This is a genomic window from Silicimonas algicola (assembly GCF_003970735.1).
Taxonomy (GTDB): domain Bacteria; phylum Pseudomonadota; class Alphaproteobacteria; order Rhodobacterales; family Rhodobacteraceae; genus Silicimonas; species Silicimonas algicola.
Window position 1 is genome coordinate 3881518 of the sequence record NZ_CP034588.1, and the last position, 23647, is coordinate 3905164.

General features: G+C 65.5%; 28 protein-coding genes. 15 read left to right on the top strand and 13 right to left on the bottom strand.

All coding sequences use genetic code 11. From position 1 onward, the window contains the following. Positions 1-31 precede the first annotated feature (31 nt). The 8 genes from EF888_RS19215 to EF888_RS19250 all read left to right on the top strand — a co-directional run bounded on the left by EF888_RS19215 (position 32) and on the right by EF888_RS19250 (position 5959). A complete protein-coding gene (locus EF888_RS19215; RefSeq protein ID WP_109760825.1) occupies positions 32-1432 on the top strand; it encodes an MFS transporter in 1401 nt (466 codons plus the stop codon). Further along, positions 1399-2259 (top strand): penicillin-insensitive murein endopeptidase, encoded by an 861-nt coding sequence (gene mepA, locus EF888_RS19220; RefSeq protein WP_109760824.1) that lies wholly within the window; start codon positions 1399-1401, stop codon positions 2257-2259. The genes EF888_RS19215 and mepA overlap by 34 nt, the downstream gene beginning before the upstream one ends. Next, complete coding sequence (locus EF888_RS19225) at positions 2235-3104, top strand: esterase-like activity of phytase family protein (RefSeq protein WP_109760823.1); 870 nt, start codon at positions 2235-2237, stop codon at positions 3102-3104. Before mepA ends, EF888_RS19225 begins: the two co-directional genes overlap by 25 nt. A 74-nt stretch (positions 3105-3178) precedes the next feature. Beyond that, positions 3179-3799 (top strand): queuosine precursor transporter, encoded by a 621-nt coding sequence (locus EF888_RS19230; protein ID WP_109760822.1) that lies wholly within the window; start codon positions 3179-3181, stop codon positions 3797-3799. A gap of 257 nt (positions 3800-4056) precedes the next feature. Continuing rightward, on the top strand, positions 4057-4473 hold the full coding sequence (gene arfB / locus EF888_RS19235) for an alternative ribosome rescue aminoacyl-tRNA hydrolase ArfB (protein WP_109760821.1): 417 nt from the start codon (positions 4057-4059) through the stop codon (positions 4471-4473). 66 nt (positions 4474-4539) lie between these two features. After that, positions 4540-5397: an LOG family protein gene (locus EF888_RS19240; RefSeq protein ID WP_109760820.1), complete on the top strand. Its 858-nt coding sequence runs from the start codon at positions 4540-4542 to the stop codon at positions 5395-5397. A gap of 15 nt (positions 5398-5412) precedes the next feature. Continuing rightward, the gene (locus tag EF888_RS19245; protein ID WP_109760819.1) at positions 5413-5655 is read left to right on the top strand and encodes a GlsB/YeaQ/YmgE family stress response membrane protein; all 243 of its coding nucleotides are present in this window, start codon (positions 5413-5415) and stop codon (positions 5653-5655) included. A gap of 58 nt (positions 5656-5713) precedes the next feature. Next, positions 5714-5959: a GlsB/YeaQ/YmgE family stress response membrane protein gene (locus EF888_RS19250; protein WP_109760818.1), complete on the top strand. Its 246-nt coding sequence runs from the start codon at positions 5714-5716 to the stop codon at positions 5957-5959. Between the two features lie 3 nt (positions 5960-5962). Here the strand turns inward: EF888_RS19250 and EF888_RS19255 are convergent, their stop codons facing one another. From EF888_RS19255 to EF888_RS19270, 4 genes are all read right to left on the bottom strand, one after another. Next, entirely contained in the window at positions 5963-6181 is a 219-nt protein-coding gene (locus EF888_RS19255) for a hypervirulence associated TUDOR domain-containing protein (RefSeq protein WP_109760817.1), read from the bottom strand. After that, positions 6178-6540 (bottom strand): c-type cytochrome, encoded by a 363-nt coding sequence (locus tag EF888_RS19260; protein WP_164721759.1) that lies wholly within the window; start codon positions 6538-6540, stop codon positions 6178-6180. The genes EF888_RS19255 and EF888_RS19260 overlap by 4 nt, the downstream gene beginning before the upstream one ends. Positions 6541-6586: 46 nt before the next feature. Then, positions 6587-7780, bottom strand: a complete 1194-nt coding sequence (gene rlmN, locus EF888_RS19265) for a dual-specificity RNA methyltransferase RlmN (RefSeq protein WP_109760816.1) — start codon at positions 7778-7780, stop codon at positions 6587-6589. Positions 7781-7849: 69 nt separating this feature from the next. After that, positions 7850-9106 carry a SulP family inorganic anion transporter gene (locus EF888_RS19270; protein ID WP_109760815.1) on the bottom strand — a complete coding sequence of 419 codons (1257 nt, stop codon included), beginning with the start codon at positions 9104-9106 and terminating at the stop codon, positions 7850-7852. 322 nt (positions 9107-9428) lie between these two features. Here EF888_RS19270 and EF888_RS19275 point away from each other — a divergent pair, with 322 nt between their 5' ends. The 7 genes from EF888_RS19275 (at position 9429) to EF888_RS19305 (ending at position 17672) form a co-directional block, all read left to right on the top strand. Next, the gene (locus tag EF888_RS19275) at positions 9429-10025 is read left to right on the top strand and encodes a DNA-3-methyladenine glycosylase I (RefSeq protein WP_109760814.1); all 597 of its coding nucleotides are present in this window, start codon (positions 9429-9431) and stop codon (positions 10023-10025) included. A gap of 9 nt (positions 10026-10034) precedes the next feature. Continuing rightward, positions 10035-11177 carry a succinyl-diaminopimelate desuccinylase gene (dapE, locus tag EF888_RS19280; protein WP_109760813.1) on the top strand — a complete coding sequence of 381 codons (1143 nt, stop codon included), beginning with the start codon at positions 10035-10037 and terminating at the stop codon, positions 11175-11177. Positions 11178-11215: 38 nt separating this feature from the next. Continuing rightward, positions 11216-11593 (top strand): GNAT family N-acetyltransferase, encoded by a 378-nt coding sequence (locus EF888_RS19285; protein ID WP_241239742.1) that lies wholly within the window; start codon positions 11216-11218, stop codon positions 11591-11593. A 26-nt stretch (positions 11594-11619) separates the two neighbouring features. Further along, positions 11620-12162 (top strand): TIGR04282 family arsenosugar biosynthesis glycosyltransferase, encoded by a 543-nt coding sequence (locus EF888_RS19290; RefSeq protein WP_109760935.1) that lies wholly within the window; start codon positions 11620-11622, stop codon positions 12160-12162. 62 nt (positions 12163-12224) lie between these two features. Next, complete coding sequence (gene rnr, locus EF888_RS19295; protein WP_109760812.1) at positions 12225-14480, top strand: ribonuclease R; 2256 nt, start codon at positions 12225-12227, stop codon at positions 14478-14480. Positions 14481-14606: 126 nt separating this feature from the next. Continuing rightward, entirely contained in the window at positions 14607-15863 is a 1257-nt protein-coding gene (locus EF888_RS19300; protein WP_109760934.1) for a lytic murein transglycosylase, read from the top strand. Positions 15864-16100: 237 nt separating this feature from the next. Further along, positions 16101-17672, top strand: coding sequence for a Hint domain-containing protein (locus EF888_RS19305; protein WP_109760811.1), 1572 nt, complete (start codon positions 16101-16103; stop codon positions 17670-17672). Positions 17673-17675: 3 nt separating this feature from the next. On the opposite strand, the gene EF888_RS19310 is transcribed toward EF888_RS19305, so the two are convergent. From EF888_RS19310 to EF888_RS19350, 9 genes are all read right to left on the bottom strand, one after another. After that, positions 17676-18314: an HAD hydrolase-like protein gene (locus EF888_RS19310; RefSeq protein ID WP_109760810.1), complete on the bottom strand. Its 639-nt coding sequence runs from the start codon at positions 18312-18314 to the stop codon at positions 17676-17678. Continuing rightward, positions 18311-18664 carry a PIN domain-containing protein gene (locus EF888_RS19315; RefSeq protein ID WP_109760809.1) on the bottom strand — a complete coding sequence of 118 codons (354 nt, stop codon included), beginning with the start codon at positions 18662-18664 and terminating at the stop codon, positions 18311-18313. The genes EF888_RS19310 and EF888_RS19315 overlap by 4 nt, the downstream gene beginning before the upstream one ends. A gap of 55 nt (positions 18665-18719) precedes the next feature. Beyond that, positions 18720-19388, bottom strand: a complete 669-nt coding sequence (locus tag EF888_RS19320; RefSeq protein ID WP_126918613.1) for a hypothetical protein — start codon at positions 19386-19388, stop codon at positions 18720-18722. Between the two features lie 99 nt (positions 19389-19487). Further along, positions 19488-20156, bottom strand: a complete 669-nt coding sequence (locus EF888_RS19325) for an ABC transporter ATP-binding protein (protein ID WP_109761265.1) — start codon at positions 20154-20156, stop codon at positions 19488-19490. Further along, positions 20153-20869: an ABC transporter permease gene (locus EF888_RS19330; protein ID WP_420902645.1), complete on the bottom strand. Its 717-nt coding sequence runs from the start codon at positions 20867-20869 to the stop codon at positions 20153-20155. Before EF888_RS19330 ends, EF888_RS19325 begins: the two co-directional genes overlap by 4 nt. Positions 20870-20909: 40 nt before the next feature. Beyond that, entirely contained in the window at positions 20910-21878 is a 969-nt protein-coding gene (locus EF888_RS19335) for an ABC transporter substrate-binding protein (RefSeq protein WP_109761267.1), read from the bottom strand. Between the two features lie 70 nt (positions 21879-21948). Continuing rightward, on the bottom strand, positions 21949-22206 hold the full coding sequence (locus EF888_RS19340; RefSeq protein WP_109760507.1) for a PepSY domain-containing protein: 258 nt from the start codon (positions 22204-22206) through the stop codon (positions 21949-21951). Between the two features lie 11 nt (positions 22207-22217). Then, positions 22218-22655: a cupredoxin domain-containing protein gene (locus tag EF888_RS19345; RefSeq protein ID WP_109760495.1), complete on the bottom strand. Its 438-nt coding sequence runs from the start codon at positions 22653-22655 to the stop codon at positions 22218-22220. Between the two features lie 14 nt (positions 22656-22669). Beyond that, positions 22670-23644 carry a YVTN family beta-propeller repeat protein gene (locus EF888_RS19350; protein WP_109760494.1) on the bottom strand — a complete coding sequence of 325 codons (975 nt, stop codon included), beginning with the start codon at positions 23642-23644 and terminating at the stop codon, positions 22670-22672. Positions 23645-23647 lie beyond the last annotated feature (3 nt).

Consider the following 23647-nt stretch of genomic DNA (forward strand, 5'->3'; position numbering starts at 1 on the left):
TAACTGGCGCGCAAAAGGGACAGGGACCGGGATGGCGGAGCCGACACTCAAGCAGCGCGTCTGGGGCTGGTACTTCTTCGACTGGGCGACGCAGCCCTATCACACCGTCCTTCTGACCTTCGTCTTCGGACCATTCTTCGCCACCGTCGCCGCGACGCACTTCATGGCCACGGGCCTCGAGGAACAGGCGGCCGACGCCCGCGCACAGTCGCTCTGGTCGCTCTGCCTGACGGTGACCGGGCTGATCGTGGGCTTCGGCGGTCCCGTCATGGGAGCCCTCGCCGACACCGCCGGGCGGCGGATGCCCTGGATCGTCGTTTTCTCGGCCCTTTATGTCACGGGGGCCTCGGCCCTCTGGGTCACGATGCCCGACGGCTCGAACCTCTCCTTCGCGCTCATTGCCTTCGGGATCGGCTTCATCGGGGCCGAATTTGCGCTGATCTTCACCAACGCCCAGCTTCCCGGTCTGGGGACGCGCGCCGAGATCGGCCGCATCTCCGGCTCCGGCTTCGCCTTCGGTTACCTGGGCGGCCTTGTGTCGCTGATCCTCGTCCTGGCGCTCTTCGTCGAGCAGCCCTCGGGCAAGACGCTTGTCGGCCTGTCGCCGCTCTTCGGTCTCGACCCCGACATGCGCGAGGGCACCCGCTTCGCGGGACCCTTCGCCGCGATCTGGTTCGTCATCTTCATGGTGCCCTACTTCCTGTGGGTGCGCGAAACCCGCAGCGTCCGCCGCCCCCACTCCGTCTCCGCCGCCCTCATCCACCTTGCAGCCTCGGTCCGCGCGCTGAAGGACCGCCCCAGCCTCGCCTCCTACCTCGGCGGCTCGATGCTCTACCGCGACGCGCTGAACGGCCTTTACGGCTTCGGAGGCACCTATGCCGCCCTCGTCCTGAACTGGGACGTCATCCGCATCGGCGTCTTCGGCATTGTCAGCGTCATCGCCGCCGCCGCCTTCTCATGGCTGGGCGGCCACCTCGACCGCCGCCACGGTCCGAAACCCGTCATCACAACCGCCGTCCTCGGCCTCACCATAGTCAGCGCCGTGGTCGCCTCGATGACCCGCGAGAGCTTTTTCGGCATCCCCCTCGCCGAAGGCTCCAGCCTCCCGGACACCGTTTTCCTTTTCTGCGGCGTCCTCATCGGCGGCCTGGGAGGCGTCCTCCAGGCGGCGAGCCGGTCGATGATGGTGCGCCACACCGACGCCGGGTCCGAAACCTCGGGCTTCGGGCTCTACGGGCTGGCGGGCCGGGCAACCTCGTTCCTCGCGCCTGCGCTGATCGGTCTCGTCACCATCGCAACCGGCGACGCGAGGCTTGGCGTCCTGCCGCTGATACTGCTCTTTCTTTCGGGCCTCGGTCTGCTACGCTGGACACGACCTGAAGGAGACCGAGCAGAACAATGGTCCGACACGTCCTTGCCGCCCTCGCCCTGATCCTGTCGCTTGCCCCTGCGGCCCACGCACAGCCACTGGCGAAAGAACTCTTCGGCGCCGAACGCGGTCCCGCCGCCGGTCGCGCCGCGGCGTTTGGAAGCTACGCCAAGGGCTGCATCGCCGGCGCCGCCCAACTGCCCGAAAGCGGTCCGACCTGGCAGGCCATGCGCCTCTCGCGCAACCGCAACTGGGGTCATCCCGAAACGCTCGCCTTCATCCAGCGCCTGTCGGCCTTCGCGGCGAAACAGCCCGGCTGGCAGGGCCTCTACATCGGCGACATGTCCCAGCCCAAGGGCGGCCCGATGCTGACTGGCCACCGCAGCCACCAGGTCGGTCTCGACATCGACATCTGGATGAACCCGCCCAAGACCCTCCGCCTCTCCGCGCGCGAGCGCGAGAACATCTCGGCCACCTCGATGCAGCGGGCCGGCGGCGCCTACGTCAACAACCTCTGGACACCGCAGCATCACGCCCTCATCCGGCAGGCCGCAAAGGACCCCGCCGTCGCCCGCATCTTCGTCTTCCCCGGCGCGAAGGTGCAGATGTGCCGCGACGAGAAAGGCGACCGAAGCTGGCTCAGGAAGGTCCGGCCCTGGTGGGGACACCACTATCACTTCCACGTCCGGCTCGCCTGCCCCCGCGGCGCGCGCGGCTGCGAGAACCAGGCCCCGCCGCCCGCCGGCGACGGATGTGCCGATGCGCAGGACTGGGTGAACAACATCCTCAACCCGCCGCCGCCCGATCCGAACGCCAGGCCCTCGCCCCCGGCGCGGGAATACGTCCTGTCCGACCTGCCCGCGCAATGCTCCAGCGTCCTGTCGCGCTGATCCTCGCGACCTGTCTCGCTTCCGGACCTGCGCGGGCCGAAGAACTGGATCCCATCGGCCGGTTCGACTGGGACAGCCAGTTGATCGTCGGGCTCTCCGGGATCGAGATGGATGACGACGGGATGGGCTTCACCGCGGTCAGCGACCAGGGCTGGTGGCTGCAGGGCGCATTGACCCGCGACGGCGAGGTCATCACCGGGGTCGAGATCGAACGGCTCGAACCCATCCTCGGCTCGAACGGCCTGCCCGCGGCCGCCCGCCGCGTGGGCGACTGGTCCGACGCCGAGGGCCTCGCCATCGGACCCGACGGCCGGGCCTGGGTGTCGTTCGAACGATGGGCCCACGTCTGGTGGTACGATGCGCCGTTTTCGAAAGCCAACCACATTCCCGACCACGAGACCTTCAAGGACTACGCCGACAACTGGCAACTCGAGGCCATCGCCATATCCCCCGAAGGCACGGTTTACGCCTTTCCCGAACGCCCGCTGGCCGAGGGCTTTCCGATCTACCGCCTCGCCCCCGGCAACCTCTGGGAAATCGACGGCTACCTCCCCGAAAGCGAGGTCTTCGGCATCGTCGGCGCCGACTTCGATGCGGACGGCACGCTCTACCTTCTCGAACGGAAACTGGTCGTGGGCCTCTGGTGGCAGAACCGCGTGCGCCGCGTGCGGCTCGACACCGGCGCCGACACTGTCATCTGGACCGGAGAGCGCGGCGAATACGGTAATCTCGAAGGCCTCTCGGTCTGGAGCGACGACACCGGCCGCCGCCTTACCCTGATCTCGGACAACAACGGCAGCTCCGCCACGCCCACCGAATTCGTCGAGTTCCGCTTGACCGACTAGGGCGCGAGAGGTATTCGCCCCCGTCCCCGAACGTGGGGCCAAGTCTCCGCCACCTTGTCAAAACGGAACCCGACATGACCCGACTTCTTCCCGGCGTGATCGCCATGGCCGCCATCGTTGTGGCCTCCAACATCCTCGTGCAGTTCCTCTTCGGCGACTGGCTGACCTGGGGCGCCTTCACCTATCCCTTCGCCTTTCTCGTCACCGACGTCATGAACCGCGTCTACGGCGCGGCCACCGCCCGCAAGGTGGTGATCGCGGGCTTCGCCACAGGCGTCGCCTGTTCCCTGATCGGCACGCAGATCATGGGCGAGTTCGGGCCTCTCGTGACGTGGCGCATCGCCATCGCCTCCGGGACGGCCTTCCTGACCGCTCAACTCCTCGACGTGGCGATCTTCGACCGCCTACGCGAAGAGGCGTGGTGGCGCGCGCCGCTCGTCTCGACCCTGATCGGCTCGGCCGTCGATACCATCCTCTTCTTCACGCTGGCCTTTTCGGCCAGCCTGTCGTTCCTCGAACCCGGCAACGACGTCTCCTGGGCCAACGAGATGTTGCCGCTCCTCGGCGTCGGCCCTGCGGTCCCGCTCTGGATCTCGCTCGCCCTGGCCGATTGGTGCGTAAAACTTGGGCTCGCGATTGTGACGCTCGTGCCATTTCGAGTCATCGTGCAAAAAATCGCGCCGCTCGGATCGTGAATTAATTTGACAGACACAAATAGCGTGCCACCCTCCAGGTATCGGCAACCAATTGAAAGGAGGTGGTCCAGTGTCTAGAGCGATATTGGAGATATGTGTCCGGACAGTCGGGGGGGCCGTTGCCTAGGGCAGACCCGAAGGCAGAACACTCCTGATTGGGCCCGTCGACACGGTCGACCCCTAACTGGCCCATCTCCAAGAAACTCGGAAGGGTCGCGCCAGTCGCGGCCCTTCTTCCTTTGACTTCGGACCGAGCCATGCGCATCACGCCCGACATCGAGATCGCAGACTGGGAGCTGACCGAGCAGTTCGTTCGCTCAAGCGGCCCGGGCGGTCAGAACGTCAACAAGGTCAACACCGCCGTCGAGTTGCGCTTCGAGGCGGAGCGGTCTCCGAACCTGCCCGACCCCGTGAAACGAAGGCTTCGGCGACTGGCGGGCCGGCGCTGGACCAAGGACGGCGCGCTGATCATCCAGGTCTCGGAAGAACGCAGCCAGGCCCGCAACCGGGATATCGCGCGCGAACGCCTCGCAGACCTGATCCGCCGCGCGACCATCGTGCCGAAGCCGCGCCTCAAGACCCGCGTATCGCTCTCGCAGAAGCGCAAGCGCCTCGACGCCAAGAAGCGCCGAGGCGAGATCAAGTCGGCCCGCGGCCCGGTCGACGAGCCCTAGATCACCCTCCCCGGATTGCACCCCGCCCCACCGCCTGCCATTCAAGGCACGCGACAGGAGACCGCCATGACAGACGACACGAACCGCGTGTTCCGCGACGCGCACCAGGACAGCGCGACCGCGCGCGACATCCCCGACACGCCGCAGACGCGTTCGCCATCCTACCGTCTTGCCTTTGCCGACGCCGACTTCCTCCTGCGCGACGAACTGCGTCCCGTCCGCCTGCAGCTCGAGCTTCTGAAGCCCGAGATGATGATGACCGAATATGGCATCGACTCCACGGTCGTCCTCTTCGGGGGCGCCCGCATTCCCAGCCCGGAAGACGCGCAGACGGCGCGCACCCAGACCCTCGCGGACCTCAGCCGCTACTACGAAGAGGCCCGCATCTTCGCCCGTCTTCTCACCGAGCGGGCCATCGCCTCCAGCACCGGCGGCCGCGAGCACGTCATCGTCACGGGCGGCGGACCCGGAGTGATGGAGGCCGGCAACAAGGGCGCGGCCGAGGCCGGGGGCGTGTCCATCGGCCTGAACATCGTCCTGCCGCACGAGCAGGCGCCGAACGATTACGTGACGCCCGACCTCGCGTTCAATTTCCACTACTTCGCCATCAGGAAGATGCACTTCCTGATGCGCGCCGCCGCCATCGCCGTCTTTCCCGGCGGCTTCGGCACGCTCGACGAGCTGTTCGAGTCCCTGACGCTGATCCAGACCGGCCGGATGAAACCCATCCCGTTCCTGCTTTTCGGCTCGGAATTCTGGAATCGCATCGTGGACTTCAAGGCACTGGCCGAAGCGGGTACGATCTCGGACGCCGACCTCGACCTGTTCCGTTTCGTGGACACGGCCGAGGAAGCAATCGCGTGCATGGAAAACTGGCCCGGTCCGCACACGCGACGTCAAAGCATCCCGGGTCGCAACGCATAACCAAAGGGTGGGACAATGGGACTGATTTGGCTTCTGATCGTCGGCCTGATCGCGGGATGGCTCGCGAACCAGATCATGAAGAAGGATAGCGGCAGCTTGCCGATGAACCTCGTGGTCGGCGTCGTCGGCGCGCTGATCGGCGGATTTCTGGGACGTTTGATCGGCCTCCAGGCGACGGGCCTAATAGGCTCGATCATCATGGCGACCATCGGCGCGGTGGTCCTTCTGTGGATCGTCGCGAAGGTCAGGGAGCGCTAAGGAACAAGATTGACCGCGCGCAGTTGTCAGGCGACACATTTGCAGGGAGATACGCAAAATGGACGCTCTAGGCTGGTTCTCTTTCCTCATCGTCGGCCTTCTGGCGGGCTGGATCGCCGAGAAGGTGATGAAGCGCGATCACGGGTTGATGATGAACCTGATCGTGGGCGTCGTCGGCGCCTACCTCGGCGCCTTCGTTGCCAGCCTGATCGGCATCACCGCCGGCGGTTTCCTCGGAGCGCTGGTCATCGCGATCATCGGTGCGGTCCTGCTTCTCTGGCTGGTCAGCCTCATCCGTCGCTGACCCTCAGACCGTGCGCACCTCGGTGTGCGACTTGAGAACCTCGTCGCCGTCGGATTGCTCGATCCTGTAGGCCGGGCAGTCCGCCGACGCGTTCCGCGTGATCTCGCTTCCCTTGATCGTCAGCGTCTGTCGGCTGGTATAGACCTTCACGACCTTTCCGCGCGCCGTACTGCCGGACCAGGTCCACTCGACGGTATCGCCTTCCTTGTACCCTGCGCTCATACCTCGGTCTCGGACAGATACGACACGATCAACTCGCGCACCTTGGGATCCGTGATCTCGCTGTAGGGCTTCATCGCGTTCCCCGGCACCACGGCGTCCGGCGCTTCGATGAAGGCGTCCAGCGTCTCGGCATCCCACACGACATCGGACCCCGCCATCGCATCGCTGTACCCATAGCCGGGGACCGAACCGGCTTTCCGGTCGATCACGGCATGTAGCGTCGGTCCCATGCGGTTGTCGCCCTCCTCGACGGAATGGCAGGTGCGGCAATGGTTGTTGAACTCGACCTCGCCGCTCGCGTCCTGTGACATCGCGGGCGACGCGGCCAGAACGATCAGGGCTGTCAGGAATTTCTGCATGATCCACCTCCAGCCCGTCAACGCCGGAGGTGGCCCGCCGTTCCCCTCAGAGCCCGCTCTCGGCGGCGATCTGCGCGCGGGACTTGCGCTCGCGCTCGGTCGCGGACTTCAACTGCCCGCAGGCCGCCATGATATCCTCGCCCCGCGGCGTGCGAATGGGCGAGGCGTATCCCGCCTTGTAGACGATGTCCGAGAACGCCTCGATCCGCGACCAGTCCGACCGCTCGTAGGGCGCACCGGGCCACTCGTTGAAGGGGATGAGATTGATCTTCGCCGGAATGCCCGCGATCAGCTTCACCAGCCGCCGCGCATCCTCGTCGCTGTCGTTCACACCCTTCAGCATGACGTATTCGAAGGTGATCCGCTCCGAGTTCGAGGCCTTCGGATAAGCGCGCAACGCATCGAGAAGCTCGGCGATGTTCCAGCGCTTGTTGATCGGCACCAGCCTGTTGCGCACCTCGTCGGTGGTCGCGTGGAACGACACCGCCAGCATGCAGCCGATCTCTTCGGCCGTCCGCGCGATCTCGGGCACGACGCCGCTGGTCGACAGGGTGATCCGCCGCCGCGACAAGGCGATGCCCTCCGCGTCCATCGCGATCTTCATCGCGTCGCGCACCGCCTCGAAGTTGTAGAGAGGCTCGCCCATTCCCATCAGCACGATGTTGGACAGAAGGCGCGGCCCCGCCTCGCCCATGCCCACGCCGTGCTCGGGCCATTCGCCCAGGTCGTCACGCGCCAGCATGACCTGACCCACGATCTCGCCCGCCGTCAGGTTGCGCACCAGCTTCTGCGTGCCGGTATGGCAGAACGAACAGGTCAGCGTGCAGCCGACCTGGCTCGAGATGCAGAGCGTGCCGCGATCCTCTTCGGGGATATAGACCGTCTCGACCTCGTGCCCGCCCGCGATGCGCACAAGGTATTTGCGCGTGCCGTCAGCGCTGACGTGGCGGCTGACGACCTCAGGCAGCGCGATGGTGAACTTTTCGGCCAGAAGCGCGCGATAGTCCTTAGACAGATTGGTCATCTCGCCGAAGTCGCGCACGCCCCAGAAATAGACCCACTGCCAGATCTGGTTGACCCGCATCTTCGCCTGCTTCTCGGGCGTTCCCGCCTCGATCAGCGCCAGGCGCATGGCCTCGCGCGTCAGGCCGACGACATTCGTCCGCCCCTCCGCCGAGGCGGACTCCTTGCGGGGGATAGTCACGACATCCTGGGTGATGGGCGCTGTGGCGTCGGTCATGGCTTTGGCTTTCCGGGGTCAGAGGCGGCATATAAGCGAAGCCGCCCCAAAAGCCAAATCCGAAACACCTCAGCGGCGCGGCATGCTCCACTTGGACGGGGCGTCGCGCCGGTAAAGCCGCAACGCCAGTCCCAGCCCCACACCGACGCCGATGGCCACCGTCAGGTCGGCCACCACCGTCAGGACGAACGTCAGCACCAGAAGCAGCCGGTCCGACACCCGCATCCGCGCGTACTCTGCCCACTTGTGCGGCTCGGACATGTTCCATGCTGTCAGGATCAGAAGCCCGGCCAGCGCCGGCATGGCAAGATAGCCCGCAAGCGGCGCGGCGATGGCCATGACGGCAAGGATGGCGACGGCATGAACGATCCCCGCAACGGGCGTCTGTCCTCCGGCCCGCACGTTCGTCGCCGTCCGCGCGATGGCGCCCGTCGCCGGCAGGCCTCCGAACAACGCCGATCCCAGGTTCGCCGCACCTTGGGCGATCAGCTCGGCGCTCGGCCGGTGCGATCCGCCCGTCATGCGGTCGGCGACCATTGCAGAGAGAAGCGACTCGACGCCCGCCAGGAAGGCGATCACCAGAGCGGACGGCAACAGTTCACGGAACCGCGCAAGGTCGAGGTCCGGCAGCGATGGCGCGGGCAGCGTTCTCGGCAGCGCGCCGAAGCGGCCCTCGATCGTGTCGACCGGCAGCGCCAGCAAGGCCACGGCGGCAGAGGTCAGCGCGACCGCGACGATCAGGCCCGGCTGGCGCGGTGCGAGACGACGCAGAGCGACGATCAGCACCATCGTCACCAGCCCCACGGACAGGGCGGCGGGATTCAAGGTCCCTCGTGCGGCCCAGAGACCCGCGATCTTGCCGAAGAACTCGGCGGGCGTCGCGCCCTTCAGGCCGAACAGGTCCTGAAGCTGGCTCGTCGCGATGATGACGGCGATCCCGATGGTGAAGCCGCTGACCACCGGCTCCGGCACCAGCGCGATCAGCCGGCCGGCGCGCAGGAAACCCGCCACCAGCAGGATCACCCCCGCCATCAACGTCGCAAGCACCAGCCCGTCATAGCCGTGTTCCGCGATCACGCCCGCGACGACGACGATGAAGGCCCCCGTCGGTCCGCCAATCTGCACCCGGCTTCCGCCCAGAAGCGAGATCAGGAAGCCCGCGACGACCGCCGTCACCAATCCCTTCGCCGGATCCGCGCCCGACGCGATGGCGATGGCGAGGCTCAGCGGCAGCGCCACCATCGCGACGGTCAATCCGGCCGCGAGGTCCGCCGCGAAAAGCGTGCGCGTGTATCCCGGAAGGGTCGTGAGAAGCTGAGGCTTCACGTCAGGTCCATTGGAGAGGCTCGCCGCGACGCTAGTCCCGCGCCCCCCATCCGACAATCGTAAATCGCGCGGTAATCTTTGTTACCGCCCGCATCTCCGAGACGCCGGATTGCCCGTCACTCGTCACAGATGTCCGACGGTTTGCCGACAGCTGCCATACGCTTTGCCGACACGCCCGCTTCACGCCTCGGCCGTGTTTTAAAGGCGTTTACCTTCGCGGGCTTTCTCCGCAACGCCCTGCCCGGCGCGCCTCATTAACCCTTGGCGCGCCCCGCTGCCGTCCCGGATGACAACGCGCCCCGCTCCCGCTACCGTCCCGCGCATGATCGACGACCTTCCCCGCTGCTTCGGGTCTTCCTCCGAACTCTACGCCCACTACCACGACACCGAATGGGGCGTGCCCGTACACGACGACAGGACGCTTTTCGAGATGCTCATCCTCGAAGGAGCCCATGCCGGCCTGTCGTGGGAGACGGTGCTGAAGAAACGAGATGGCTACCGCCGCATCTTCCACGACTTCGACGTCGCCAGGGTCGCCGCCATGACCGACGAAGACCTTGCTGTCGCACTGACTGACCCGGGCATCGTGCGCCACCGCCAGAAGGTCGAGGCCACGCGCCGCAACGCCCGTATCTTCATGGAAATGCAGAGAGAATACGGCAGCGTCTCGCACTGGCTCTGGTCCCATGTCGACGGCGAGCCCCTCCGAGGCGACTGGTCCGAGCGCGGCGACATCCCCGCGACGACGCCTCTCTCGGACGCCATCTCGAAAGACCTTCGAAAGCGCGGAATGGGCTTCGTCGGACCCACAATCATCTACGCCTACCTCCAGGCCGTGGGCGTCGTGAACGACCATTGGCGCGGCTGCTGGATTTCGACCCGCGCGCTTCTCGTTGCCCGGTCCTCCAAGCCGGGATAGCCCTAAGCCATGACCTGCGATCCCATCGACCTGACCCGCCGCCTCGTCCGTTGTCCCTCGGTCACCCCCGAGGAAGGCGGCGCGATCAGCCTTCTCCAGGACCTCCTGACCGAGGCCGGCTTCACCTGCCACCGCGCCGACCGGGGCGAGACCGCGAACCTCGTCGCCAGATGGGGCGCCAAGGCCCATCCCCGCACCTTCGGCTTCAACGGCCACACCGACGTCGTTCCTCCCGGCGACCCCCAGAAATGGGCCCACGATCCCTTCTCAGCAACTATCGAGAATGGCTGGCTTTTCGGCAGGGGCGCCGCCGACATGAAGTCCGGCGTGGCCGCCTTCGTCGCTGCCGCGGTCGACCTCGTCGCTGAGGCTCCGCCCGATGGCGCGATCCTCATCACCGTGACCGGCGACGAGGAAGGCGACGCCACCGACGGCACCCCCGCGATCCTCCACTGGATGAACGCGACCGGCGAGGCGATGAGCGTGTGCCTCGTCGGAGAACCGACCTGTCCCTCCGAAATGGGAGAGATGATGAAGGTCGGACGCCGCGGATCGATAACCGCCGTCTTTACCGCAACCGGCGTGCAGGGCCACTCCGCCTATCCGCATCGCGCGAAGAACCCCGTGTCCGCGATGGCGCGCCTGATCGACCGCCTCGCCAGCCACACCATCGACGACGGCACCGAGCATTTCGACGCCTCGACACTTGCCGTGACCACCTTCGACACCGGCAACCCCGCCACCAACGTCATCCCGGCGGGCTGCCGCGCCACGGTGAACATCCGTTTCAATGACGCCCATACCTCGGACAGCCTGACCTCGTGGCTTGCCGCTGAGGCACGCAAGGTCGCCGAGCAAACGGGCGTCGAGATCGGAATGACCGCTCGCGTCTCGGGCGAAAGTTTTCTGACCCCGCCCGGACCGCTGTCGGACCTCGTCGCCAGTGCGGTCGAGGCCGAGACAGGCCGACGTCCGGTGCTGTCGACATCGGGCGGCACGTCGGACGCGCGCTTCATCCGAAGTCATTGCCCTGTGGTGGAATTCGGCCTCGTCGGCCAGACCATGCACCAGGTGGACGAAAGGGTGCGGGTCGAGCACATCGACCAGCTCAAGGCCGTCTACCGCCGCATCCTCGAAAGCTACTTCGCGTGACCGTCCGCCGCGCCCGCCCGGGTGACATGCCCGCGGTTATGGACATTCGGCGCACGGTTTTCATCGACGAACAGTCGGTCCCCGAGACCATCGAACGCGATATGTTCGACGCCACGGCGCTTCACCTCGTCGCTCTCGCCGACGGCCGACCCGTGGGAACGGCCCGCATCGTCATCGGCGGGGGCATAGGCAAGATCGGGCGCGTTGCCGTCCTGAAGCCCTACAGGGGCACCGGCCTTGGCCGAGCCCTGATCCGCCTCGCGATGGAGGAGAGCCGACTCGCGGGCGCCCATACCGCGAAGCTCGGCGCACAGACCCATGCCCTGGGTTTCTACGAGGCGCTCGGTTTCACCGCGCAGGGGGACGAGTACCTCGACGCCGGAATCCCGCACCGCGACATGACATGCCCGCTCTAGGGCGCAGGCGACCCACCCTGATCGTCATGCTGAAGGAACCCCGCGCCGGGCGCGTCAAGACCCGCCTTGGCCGCCAGGTGGGAATGACCGTCGCCGCCTGGTGGTTTCGTCACCAGGCACGACACCTGCTGCGTCGCCTGGACGACCGGAGGTGGGTCCTGGTCCTCGCCGTGACGCCGGATGCCGAGGGACTGAGAAGCCGTTCCTGGCCGGCGCACCTCCCGCGCATCGCCCAGGGCAGAGGCGACCTTGGCCAACGCATGGCGCGCTGCCTTCTCGCCTCACAGGGCCCCGCCATCCTGATCGGTGCGGACATCCCGGGTGTCCGGCGACATCACATCGAGGAAGCATTTCAGTCTCTTGGCCACCACGGAAGCGTCATTGGACCCGCCATGGACGGTGGCTTCTGGCTCATCGGTCTGCGCCATCCCGAACGCACGCTGCCTGCCTTCCTCGACGGCATCGCGTGGTCTCAAGATAACACGCTGGATAACACCCTGCCTCGGCTTCCCCACCCCGTCGCGAGCGCCGCCACTCTCTCCGACGTCGACGACGCGGACGACCTCTGAGAGAACCTGTGGCCAGCGGTTTCCCCCGTGACCTCTCCGCACGCTCATGATACCGCCGGGACATGGCCCGTATCCCCTCGAAAAAGGACATCCTCGACTGGATCGCCGAGCATCCGACGGCGACCGCGAAGCGCGACATTGCCAAGGCCTTCGGCATCAAGGGCGCGGATCGGATCGACCTGAAGCGCGTCTTGAAAGAGCTCGAAGAGGACGGCCAACTCGAGAGGCGGCGCAAGACCTACCGCGACCCGGACCGCCTGCCTCCCGTCTCCGTCCTCCAGGTCACGGGCCCGGGCAAGGACGGCGACCTCTACGCCCGTCCGCTTGAATGGCAGGGCGACGGACCCGAGCCGCGCATCCTTCTGATACCGCGCGACTCCGATCCCGCTCTTGGTGAGGGCGACCGCATCCTCGCGCGGGTGACCCTCGTCCGGGACGAGGACCATGCCTACGAAGCCCGCCTGATCCGCCGCATCGGGACGAACCCGCGGAAGGTCCTTGGCGTCTTCCGCAAGACCGCCGAGGGAGGCCGCATCCTGCCTGTCGACAAGGGCGCGGCGCGGGAATGGCGAGTGGCAAAGGATGCGACGCACGGCGCGAAGGACGGCGAACTGGTCGAGGCCGAGCAGGCTGGGCCGAAGGACAGCATGGGTCTTCCACGTGCACGGATCGTGACGCGCCTGGGTGACCCGTCGCAGCCGCGCGCTGTGTTCCTCATCGCCATTCACCAGCACGGACTGCGCGACGACTTCGCCGACGACGCGATCGCCGAGGCCGACGCGATGGAGCCGGCGGGGATGCAAGGCCGCGAGGATTTCCGCGAGGTACCGCTGGTCACCATCGACCCCTCGGACGCTCGCGATCACGACGATGCGGTTTGGGCCGAAGCCGATCCCGACCCGAAGAACGTCGGCGGGTTCATCCTTTGGGTCGCCATCGCCGACGTGTCGCACTACGTCACCCCCGGTTCGGCGCTGGACCGGGAAGCCTGGGAGCGGGGCAACTCGACCTACTTTCCCGACCGCGTGGTGCCGATGCTGCCGGACCGGCTGTCCGGCGACCTGTGTTCCTTGCACGAAGGTGTTCCGCGCGCCTGCCTCGTCGCGAGCATCCGCATCGACGCGAAGGGCGAGAAGCGCGACCACTCGTTCCATCGCGGCCTGATGCGCTCCGACGCGACGCTCCATTACGAAGAAGTGCAGGCCGCCATCGATGGCCAGCCGAACGAGAAGACCGTGCCCCTGCTCGAAACGGTGATCCGACCGCTCTACGCGGCCTACCACGCCCTTGCGACGGCACGGAAGGCGCGCGAGCCCCTCGATCTCGACCTGCCCGAGCGGCAGGTGATCCTGGGCGAAGATGGCACGGTAAGGTCCGTCGCCTTCAAGGACCGCCTCGACGCGCACCGGCTGATCGAGGAGTTCATGATCCTCGCCAACGTCGCCGCCGCCGAAACCCTGATCGCGAAGCGTACGCCGCTTTTGTTCCGCGTCCACGAGGAACCCGACCCCGACAAGATGGAGGCCCTCCGCGAGGTCGCACAGGGGGCCGGCCTGACGCTCGCCAAGGGGCAGGTTCTGAAGACGGCACACCTGAACCGCCTTCTGGCCCAGGCCGAGGGTCACGACGACGACGCGATCATCAACATGGCCGTCCTGCGGGCCATGACGCAAGCCTACTACAGCCCTGAGAATTTCGGCCACTTCGGCCTCGCGCTGAAGGCCTATGCCCATTTCACATCACCGATCCGGCGCTATGCCGACCTCGTCGTCCACCGCGCCCTGATCCGTGCGCACGGCTGGGGCGGTGACGGGCTGACCGAGGACGAGATCGAGCGGCTGGCGAACACCGGCGAGCAGATCTCGATGACCGAAAGGCGATCGATGGAAGCGGAACGGGACACCACGGACCGCTACTTGGCCGCCTATCTCTCGGACCGCGTCGGGAGCGAGTTCAAGGGGCGAATCTCGGGGATCCAGAGGTTCGGCGCTTTCGTTCGGCTGGACGAGACCGGCGCCGACGGTCTGATCCCGATCCGTGAGATCGGCCGCGAATATTTCCACTTCGACCGCGACAGCCAGACACTCATGGGGTCCGAGACCGGCATGACGCTGACCATCGGTCAGAGGGTGACGGTGCGTCTTTCCGAAGCGGTGCCGGTTACGGGCGGCATCCTTCTGGAACTGCTGGAGGTCGAGGGCGGTGCCCTTCCTGCCGCGCCGCGCAAGGGGCGGGGAAAGGGTCCCGTCCGCCGCAAGGAAAAGGCGGGGGCGGCGAAGGCGCGCAAGGAACGCAAGGTCGCGCGGCGCCGCAAATAGGGTCTGCCCCCGGTCGGTGCGTCTGCCGCGCGACGCCTCGCCGATCTCGGCGCAGGCCGCTTCCGACGAGGACCGAATCCCGCTAACCTCCACCACGAGCAGTCAAAACACAGGTGAACCATGCGCATGCTAAAGGTCGCCATCCTCGCGTTCTGCCTTGTCACCGGCCCGGCCGTGGCAGGCCCGGATACATCCGTTTCGCCCCGACCGCGACCCGCCCATGCAGAGGAGGCGCAGATCGTGCTTGCCCAGGCTTCGCGCTCCAGCATGGAGTTCCAGAGGTGGATCGACGGGTTTCGCGGCCGTGCAAGGGCCGCCGGCATCCGTGACGGCGTGTTCAACGCAGCCTTCCAAGGCGTACGCTATGATCCGGGCGTGATCGAAAAGGACCGCAACCAGTCCGAGTTCACCAAGCCGATCTGGGAATACCTCGACAGCGCCGCCTCCGACGCCCGCGTCCGCAACGGCCGCGACGCGGTGCGCCGCCATCAGAGGCTCCTCGACGCGATCGAGGCAGCCTACGGCGTCGAAGGCGAGGTCGTGGCCGCCGTCTGGGGTCTCGAGAGCGCATATGGCGAGTATCGGGGCAGCGAACCCCTGATCCAGTCTCTGGCCACGCTTGCCTTTGACGGGCGCCGCGGAAGGTTCTTCGAAGAGCAACTCGTCGCGGCACTGAAGATCGTGCAGGCCGGCGATGTGTCCCCGGGTCGCATGACGGGAAGCTGGGCCGGGGCAATGGGCCACACACAATTCATCCCGACGTCGTACCTTGCCTACGCGGTGGACTTCACTGGCGACGGCAAGCGCGACATCTGGTCCGACGATCCGGCCGACGCCCTCGCCTCGACCGCCGCCTACCTTCGGCGCTTCGGATGGACCAAGGGTCAGCCCTGGGGGGTCGAGGTCGCCTTGCCGCGCGGCTTCGACTATGCGGAGACCGGAGAGCGTATCAAGAAGAGCCCGGCCGAGTGGGCGGCGCTCGGCATCCGTGATACGCAGGGTGGCACGGTCCCGAACTACGGAAGCGCCTCCATCCTCTTGCCCGCCGGCGCGCAGGGTGCGGCTTTCATGATCTTCCAGAACTTTCACGTCATCGAGCGCTATAATACGGCCGACGCTTATGTCATCGGCGTCGGTCACCTGTCCGACCGTATCCGCGGCGCCGGTCCGCTCAAGTCGGGATGGCCGCGCGGCGACCGCAACCTGCGCTTCGCAGAAAAAAAGGAGATGCAGGCGCTTCTGTCGCGGCGGGGCTTCGAGACTGGCGGTGTCGACGGCATCATCGGTCCGAACACGATCCAGGCGATCCGGCGCTTCCAGGTCTCCATCGGAATGATCCCCGACGGGTATGCCAGCTTCGAGATCCTCAACCGGCTGAAATAGCGAAACCTGCCTCCGGCCCGTCCAAGGGCCTGTGGCGCGGCAACAACCACGGCAAGCTTTTCATCCGGCGGGCTTTTCCGATCGCGGGCGCACGCGCATCATCCGGCAAAGCAAAACCCGAGGCAGGGTCGCGTGCGGGACCGGGAATACCCGGACCATGCGCAAGACGGACAACGGCAGACGGCACCGGCACGACCGGTGGCGGACCCGGCCTCGTGATCGCGACATGAGGCTGACATGGTTCAGGGCGTCGAGCTCAACTACAACATCAACGCCAGCGCAATGCAGATGGCGAACCTCATCTTCGGGGACAGGGTCACCGTCCTAAGCGCCAGCTACACCGGCGACAACCGCGCGTCGGCGATATACTCCAATGGCGATAGCATTTCGCCTGGCGTGGTGCCGTCGGACAGCGGCGTGATCCTCTCGACGGGCGACGCCCGCGCCTTCACGACGCGGAACAATTCGCAGTCGAACACTTCTTCCTCGACAACAACGTCAAATGACGGGCCGAACCGCGAAGACGATTTCGATGAACTTTCCGGGACAAGGACTTATGACGCCTCGTTCCTCGAGGTGGACTTCATCCCTGATGCGGGGACCGAGTTCATAACGATGGAATTCGTGTTCTCGTCGGACGAATACCCCGAGTATGCCACGTCGATCTACAACGACATGGTGGGTGTCTGGATCAACGGGGAGATCGTGCCGTTGGCGGCGGGCACCGGCCAGACCAGCGTCACGAACATCAACCTGTCGGGCGCGCAGAACCTTTTCATCTCGAATACCGGCGACCAGTACAACACCGAGATGGACGGCTTTACTGTATCCATGTCGCTGACCATTCCGGTGATCGCCGGGCAGGTGAACTCGATCAAGATCGGCATCGCCGACGTCTCGGACGACCAGTACGACTCCAACGTGCTGATCGCGGCCGACAGTGTGCAGGGGTCGCTGATTGCCGTGACCGATGACGTGCTGCTGCGGCCAGGTACGACGAAGACCGTAAACGTCCTCAAGAATGACATCAACCTCACCGGCGGCGAAGCGTGGATCACGCATATCAACGGCATTGCCGTGTCGCCTGGCGACAGCGTCACGTTGACGACGGGACAGACGATCACCCTGACCGCCGACAACAAGCTCGAGATGGTCGGCAACAACGAAAGCGAGGATGTCGCCTTCACCTATGGCGTGACGTCGAGCGCGGGCGACTATGCCGTGGGCTTCGTCCTACTCGACACCGTCCCCTGCTTTGTCGCCGGCACGATGATCCGCACCTCGCGGGGCGAGGTTCCGATTGAAAGGTTGGAGCCGGGCGACCTCGTCGAGACGCGCGACGATGGCCTGCAGCCCGTTCGCTGGATCGGCCGCCGTATCCTGCCCGCCGAGGGACCGATGGCGCCCGTCCGCATAGCCGAGAACACCTTCGGCCATCACCGAGCCGTGCTCATTTCTCCGCACCACCGTGTTCTGATCACGAACCAGCAGGCCGAACTGCTTTTCGGTTCGCACGAGGTTCTGGTGGCCGCCCGCGACCTTGTCGATGGCCGAGCCGTGCGACAGGTTCAGGGCGGCATGGTCGAATACGTCCACATCCTGTTCGACCGCCACCAGATCGTCTGGTCCGACGGTCTTGAAAGTGAAAGCTTCCTGCCCGGACCGCAGACGACGAGTTGCTTCGATGCGGAGACGGTCGCCGAGATCCGCCACATCTTCCCTGAACTGGACCCGGCGACAGGCCTCGGCTACGGACCGGCTGCGCGACCGGCTCTCAAGAGGTTCGAGGCGCGCCTTTTGGTCGCCTGAGGATCAGGCGAAGAGGCGCGCCACCGCCTCCGGCATCTGGTCCGGTCTTTCCAGAACGGCACGGGCGCCATGCCATTCGGCAGCGGTGCCATAGCCCCAGCCGACGGCCAGCGATGGCATTCCCACCTCCGCCGCCGCCGCCACGTCGTGGTGACGATCCCCGATCATCACCGACCGCGCCGGGTCCTCTCCCGTCTCGGCCAAGGCGTGGGCGAGCAGGTCGCCTTTCCAGTTCCGCGTGCCATCCAACTCGGGTCCGTACTCGGCGACAAAGCGGGGGGCGAGGCCGAAGTGCGCTGTGATGAGCTTCGCATAGGCGTGGGGCTTCGCCGTCGCGAGGTAAAGGCGCGCGCCGGCAAGGCCGATGGCATCCATCGCCTCGGGTATGCCGGCGTAGACCTGCGCGTCGTACATGCCGGCTTCCTGATACTTTACGCGATAGGCCTCGATGGCGGCCGCCGGGTCCGAAATGCCTGCCTTGGCGAAGCTTTCGACGAAAGGCGGTCCGATCATCCACGTCAGATCGCTTGCCGCCAGTTCGGGGTGACCGGTGACCGTCAGCGCGTAGACCAGCGACGAGACGATGCCTGGACGCGAGTCGACGAGTGTGCCGTCGAGGTCGAGAAACACGGCTACGCTCATTCGTCCGATGCGTCCCCGATGCTTTCGCCTTCCCGCAGGACAGTCGTCTCGGCGACGATCACCGCGTTTTCGGCAAGTGCGCGCTCCATCAGGGCAAGATCCCCGTCGCCGATCTCGTGTCCTTCGGCCTCACGTTCAGCCCGCGTCCCGTACCCGGTGACGTCGAGCGGCTTCAATCCGGCGGTCTTCAGCACCGCCACGGTCTCGCGTACCGCCTCGGCCTCGTCGTGACCGGCGGCATAGCACAGCAAGGCGGCTCCCGCCGCCTTGGCTGGAAGACCATCCTCCGGGCCGCGTCCGACTTGAACGAGAAGGGTATAGACCTGAAGGGAGCCTTGTTTCTTCGCCATGCGGGCGCCTTAGGCGGTTCGCCGATGCTTGTCCATGGCCGGTGGATCGCGCGCACTACGTCCAGGGGATCAGCGGCGCCTGGTGCGCGTCGGGAGGATTCATCGACCCCGCACGCTCATAGAGATAGCGGAACCCCGCGACAGCCTGCCAAGACAAGGGAAGCGTCGCCGCGTCCTGCCAAAGCGCCCCGGCTTCGTCGGGCGGCACGTCTTCGGCGATGGCCTGCGCAAGAGCCCGGAGACCAGCGCCCGACACGATCGAAAGCACGTCGTCATCGCCGCGCGTAAGGCATTCGTCCTGCGTCGGTCCATCGCCCAGGATCACACGTCCCTTGTCGCCGCTCAGCCGGAAGCCGTTCATCAGCGCCGCGCGGACTGGCGGATCGGCGAGACGGTAATGGTCGCGGAACGCCTCCCAGTTCCAATAGAGGTCGTCCGTCCCGCCGCCTTCCGAAATCCGGTCGGTGAGAAGAATGGCGGTGGCGGCGATGAAGGCGGGAAAGTCATCTTCCGGCAGAGCCGCAGACAGCAAAAGCTGATGGTACGCCCGCTGACGGTCGGGAAGCAGAATCCGGCCACCATCCTCGACGATGGCGGCAATGTCTTCTCGCTCGGCCCCGGTTGTTCCGAGACGGAGCACGGCATCGCGATGGATGCGTGTCGCTTCGTCGAGATCGCGAAGCGCCTGACGGGTGCGGAATACTTCCGCAATACTGGTACTCATAACTCACAAGCTAACCTCACCCTGAGGCAAAATCGCGTCCGGGTTGAGTCTGCCGGGCGGAATCATTGCGTCTTGCCTTCGCAGAAAATGCGCAGGTGCTCAGGGTTTGGGGAAAGCCGTGACGACGCCTGTCGGTCGGCTCGTCCCTGTTCGAACCTGCCGTATCTGCTCCGGCCCGAGCACGGCGCCCTGCGGCCCCGGCTCCAGCGTCAGGATGCGCTGCGCCAGCCTCACGGCTTCGGCGCGCGAATGGGTGACGAAAAGCGTAGAGGGGCGGTGGTGCGCGATCAGCGTCTCGGTCAGCGCCAGCATTGTCTCAGCCGTCTCGGCGTCCAGCGACACGAAGGGCTCGTCCATCACCAGAAGCTCTGGATCGCCGCAAAACGCGCGGGCCAGGGCAAGACGGCGCTGCTGGCCGAGGGAGAGTTGGCCCGGGAACATCGCCTCCTTCCCTGCCAACCCGACCTGTGACAGAGCCTCGCTCGCCGTTTCGCGCGAAAGTCCGGGATGGACTGCCCGCAAGTTGTCGATGGCGGATCGCCACGGCAGCAAGGTCGGTTCCTGAAACACCATGGCCAGACCGTCCGGACGGACGATCCGTCCGTCGATCTTCCGGTCGATGCCAGCCACGATCCGCAGAAGCGTGGACTTCCCGATCCCAGAAGGTCCGACAAGGGCCACCGTCTCACCCGGCGCGATGGTGAACGAGATCGGCCCAAGAACCGGAGTGTCACCGAACCTCTTCGAGTTCAGGTCAATGCGGATCATGCGGTCCGCCAACGCGTCACGCGGCGCTCCCACGGCTGGAGGACGGCCCATTCGATCAAGAGCATGATTGCGATGAACGAGAACGCGTAGACCAGCACCATCGAGACGTTGAAGAGCTGGAAATACAGGTGGATCTTGAAGCCGATGCCGGATGACCGGCCAAGAAACTCGACGACCAGCACGATCTTCCAGATGACTGCGACCCCGGTTCGCGCCGAAGCCGCGATGAAGGGCGCAAGTTGCGGCAGGACGATGTGGTGCATCCTCTCGAACCACGACAGCCGATAGACCCGCGCCATCGCATCGAGTTGCGGGTCGAGCGCGCGCGTGCCCTCCCGGATCACCGTCGTCACATTCGGTATTTTGTTAAGCGTCACGGCAAGGATCGCGGCGGTTTCGTTGAGCCCGATCCACAAGTAGCACAGGACAATCAACACCAGCGCAGGCAGGTTCAGGAAGATCACCAGCCAGGGGTCGAACCACTGGTTGAACGCCGGAAACCGTCCCATGGCCAGGCCGAGAGCGATGCCGATGCCCATGGACAGGGCGAAGGCCCAGACCACCCGGTAGAGAGTGGCCCCCAGGTGGAACAACAGTTCGCCCGATCCGATCGCCTTCGCGAAGTCGGGCAGAAGCAGCCAGGGCTGGGGCAGGATTTCCGGGTCGGCCGTGAGAAAGGACGCCAGCACCCAGAGTGCCAGCAGCCCCGTCATGGAAACGACAGTGGTGAACCCCTGCCCCCGCATTGATCGCCTACTTCACATCCGCGAAAAGACCGTCTGGAACGGACGACGCCTCGCCGACGAGTTCCTCGCCACCGAGTTCCGCCATGAGCGACAGCATCTTTCCGGCCGCCTCGATGTCGACGGGACCGCGCTCGGGCACCCCCGAAAGGAAGTCGGTCTTGAGCTGCTGGAATTGCGCGTCGTCGTTGGCGTTCATCTGAGGGCGGATCGCCTCCCACGCCTCGTCTGAGCTGGCAAGTAGCTCCTTCGCGTCGCGGCTGGCGTCGAAGAGCGCCTGCGCGATGCCCGGGTTCTCCTCGAGAAAGCTTTCCTTGAAGTAGTAACCCAGAAGCGGAGTATCGGTGTTCAGGCCAAGCGCTTCGCCGGCCGTCTCGACCGAGACAAGCTCCTTCATTCCTGCGGCCTTCATCTTGGCGAGGAAGTGCCAGAAGTTGACGACGCCCTCATAATCGCCTCCCAGACCCGATTTGAAGATCAACGGCGGCGCACCGTAGACCTGCTCGGTCTCGGCGGCGAGGTCGAATCCATACTCCTTCTGCGCATAGGCACGAAGGATCAGCCAGGACTTGTCGAGAGGACCACCGGCGATGCCAATCTTGCCACCCCTGAGGTCGGCGAGGCTTTCAGCCGTGCTGTCGCCCGGCACCAGAAGCGATCCGACCGCCGTCGAGTAGGGAACGAAGACATAGTCCTTGCCCGCCGCGCGCTGGCGCGCGACCCAAATCCAGTCTGCGACCGCCACGTCGGCCTCGCCGCCTTCCACCGCGATCCGGGTGGCGTCGTTGTCGGCGTAGCTCGTGATGTCGAGGTTGAAGCCGTTCGCCTCGTCAAATCCGTTTTCGGTGATCGTCGCGAGTTCCCAGTTCACCGTTCCGATCTCAAGAGTGGCGAGCCTGACCGTCGGCAAGTCTTGGGCCGAGGCAGGCAGCGCAAGCGCGAGAAGCGCGGAAGCCAATGCCAGAAGTTTCACTTTCATCCTCCCAGGGTTTTCGCCGGGCAGCGTCGCAGCTACCGGCGGATGTCTCTTCTTCTGTTCCGATCCCGTCTCACTCCAGACGGCGATCGACCTCGTTCAGGTCTGCGTCCAACTCGATGTCCATCTGCTGTCCGCCTTCGCAGATCACGTCGTCCAGTTCGTAACCGCCGTCTTCCATCTCGATATCGGCGGGGTCCATCTGGCACTTCATCTCGGCCAGCTTCGCCTCGATCGCCGCCACCGTGGCTTCGTCGATGGCATGCGCGGCCGCAAAAGCCGGTCCGGTGAGAAGGAGCGTCGCGAGTGCGGTCGGAATGAGCTTGATCATGCGGAATTTCTTCACTGGATGCTGATCTTGATCTGTTGCGTTTCGCCGGTGGACCCGGGAATGCGCAGGACATGAGTGCCGGGTTTGATGGCGATGAACGAAAGCTCGGCCGTTCCCGCCGTGTCGAACTCGATCGAGTCAATCGCCATGGGACGCACCTCGATCTGGTTGATGACGATCTCATTCATCCAGATGGCGCGAAAGAACCCCGGCCCCTCGACGGCAAGCTCGGCAGAACCGTCAGCGACGATCTCGAGCGTGTAGTAGGCTCCCGACTGAAGCGTCACGTCCTCCCCCAGAGGCTGTCCGGACGCCAGCGTCAGCGTGATGGTCTCGCCCCTGTTGCAGGCCGCCAGAAGCCCCGCAAAGCCGAAGTCGTCGCACAACGGGGTGGCGGAGGCAGGCAGCCCGGCGCAGAGCGTCAAACAAAGGGCGAGGATACGCGTCATGGGTGTCTCCCTATTCATTCGATGACGACCACGCCCCAAGGCTGGTCGCCCACCTGGATCGAGCGCACCGCCTCTTCGGCTGCGACGTCGATCACGGTGATGTCGTTCGAGTTGCCATTCGTAGTGAGCAGGAATTTCTCGTCCGGCGTGAAGGCCAGTTGCCACACGCGCTGACCGACGAGGATGTAATCTCGCACCTCGAGGCTTTCAGCGTCGACCACCGCCACTCGGTTCGCCGGACCGAGTGCCACGAAAAGCGTCTTGCCGTCCGACGTCACCTTGGCCCCGACCGGCTGGAGCCACTCGGGCAGGACCCCGGGCACTTCGAAAGAAATCTTGTCGACAAGCGTGGGCGTGCCGGTCTCGTCAATATCCATCACCGACACCGTTCCTCCGATCTCGGAGGTGACGAACAGCCGTGATCCGTCGGCGGTGTACTGGGCATAGCGCGGCCGCTGGTCGACGAGCACGTTGTGCTTGATCTGGTAATCGTCGGTCGAGATGAAGTGCGCCATGTTCGTCGTCTCGGACGTGTTGACGACCCACTTTGCATCAGGGCTCATCCCCATGCCCTCGGGCTCGACGCCGACGGGCACCTCGGCGATCACGGTGCGGCTCTGGGTGTCCGTGACGGTCACCAGGTTGTCGTCTTCGTTCGCAATGTAGAGACGGTGACCGGACGGCTCGAGAATGAAGAGTTCAGGGTCGGGTCCAGAGGGCAGACTCGGAAGTTCCGCATAGGTTTCCGTGTCGAAGACGCGCACCAGGTTGTCGTCTGACGCGCAGACATAAAGGTGCTTGCCGTCCGGACTGACCGTGATTCCTCGCGGGCGATTTCCGCCGAAGAATTCCTCTGTCACCTCCCACGTTTCGGTATCGATGACCGAGACGGTGTTTCCGCGTTCGTTCGTCACGAAAGCCTTCCCCGCAAGGGCGGGCGATGCGAAGACCACACCGAGGAGGAGGAAGGGCAGAGAGGCATAGGTCATTGG